This window comes from Vibrio sp. 1641 (assembly GCF_033339995.1).
Taxonomy (GTDB): domain Bacteria; phylum Pseudomonadota; class Gammaproteobacteria; order Enterobacterales; family Vibrionaceae; genus Vibrio; species Vibrio alginolyticus.
In genome coordinates, this window is sequence record NZ_JAWOVP010000233.1 from 1 (window position 1) to 650 (window position 650).

A 650-nucleotide genomic window follows, 5' to 3' on the forward strand; every position below is an offset into this window, starting at 1 on the left:
GTTAAGTCTGAACCAATTGTTTGAAGACCCCGATGGTGACCTGCTCACCACTCGGATCTGGTTAGAAAACGCCAATGGTCTTCAGGTGCTCAACCAAGGCCAAATCGTTGTACAAGGTGCGCCAGAAGAAATCGACCAAACCACTTACTTAGCCGTGGCAGCTCGTGACAACCATCATGGTGAAGAAGATTACGCCTGGGTCACGACCCGTTTTGAATTGCCAGTCGTTAAAGAAGAGCAAAACAACACCGACCATCCTTTGGTCGGTGACATTGTGTATCGCCTCGAAACCACACAAAACCTTGGCGGTATCGCGTACGCGTATGAAGTGGTGTATTGCGAAGCGTTTCAGTTTGAAAACGAAGAAGTGTACTTTGCCGCCTCCAACAACAAGCGGTTATGCCCAGAAAAGGGAGCACTAAAAAAAGTGGGCCATTATAAAATCAGTGATGACTCGTTGATTGTTAGCGCAAATGGTGCTCGTCAAATCTGGACCACCAAAAAGGTGTACCCATCTCAGGTTCATAAAGAGACTCAGAACTATTTCACCACCGTGTTTGATGGTAAACAATTCGAAAGCTATACCATGCAAAAGAACAAGCAATCGATGGAAAAACGCATCAACGCACCGACAGGACGATATTTATACC

Annotated in this window: 1 pseudogene; it reads left to right on the forward strand. The window is 46.2% G+C overall.

The features are described 5' to 3' along the window. Nucleotides 1-650: pseudogene (locus R7Z47_RS25235) on the forward strand (hypothetical protein); the annotation flags it as partial.